The 606-nt window shown below is 71.1% G+C and carries 1 protein-coding gene; it reads right to left on the bottom strand.

Going from position 1 to position 606, the window contains the following annotated elements:
- On the bottom strand, positions 1 to 606 hold a 606-nt coding region (locus HET64_RS38575), incomplete at both ends, for a beta-ketoacyl synthase N-terminal-like domain-containing protein (protein WP_215111872.1).

A 606-nucleotide genomic window follows, 5' to 3' on the forward strand; every position in this document is an offset into this window, starting at 1 on the left:
TGCGGACGGCGTCCGAGAGACGCTCGACGAGCAGGACGCCCGCACCCTCCGCCCAGCCCGTACCGTCGGCGGAAGCGGCGAACGCCTTGCACCGCCCGTCCGGCGACAGACCGCGCTGCCGGCTGAAACCGATGAACACGTCGGGTGTGGCGAGGACGGTCACCCCGGCGGCGAGGGCCATCGTGCACTCGCCCTGCCGCAGGGCGGTCACGGCGAGGTGCAGCGCGGTCAGCGACGACGAGCACGCGGTGTCGAGGGTGACGGCGGGACCTTCGAGGCCGAAGCTGTAGGCGATCCGGCCGGACAGAACGCTGCCCGCGTTGCCTGTGCCGATGAACGCCTCGACGTCCTGGGGCACTTGGTCCATCGGGGCGCCGTAGTCGTGGTACATGATCCCCGCGTAGACGCCGGTCCGGGTGCCCTTGAGGGACGTGGGGTCGATCCCGGCCCGCTCGATCGCTTCCCAGGACGTCTCCAGCAGCAGCCGCTGCTGCGGGTCCATCGCCAACGCCTCACGCGGCGAGATCCCGAAGAACCCCGCGTCGAACTCCGCCGCGTCGTAAAGGAACCCGCCCTCACGCACGTACGACTTCCCCGGAGCGTCCG

It is taken from the genome of Streptomyces sp. McG3 (assembly GCF_018619185.1).
GTDB lineage: Bacteria > Actinomycetota > Actinomycetes > Streptomycetales > Streptomycetaceae > Streptomyces.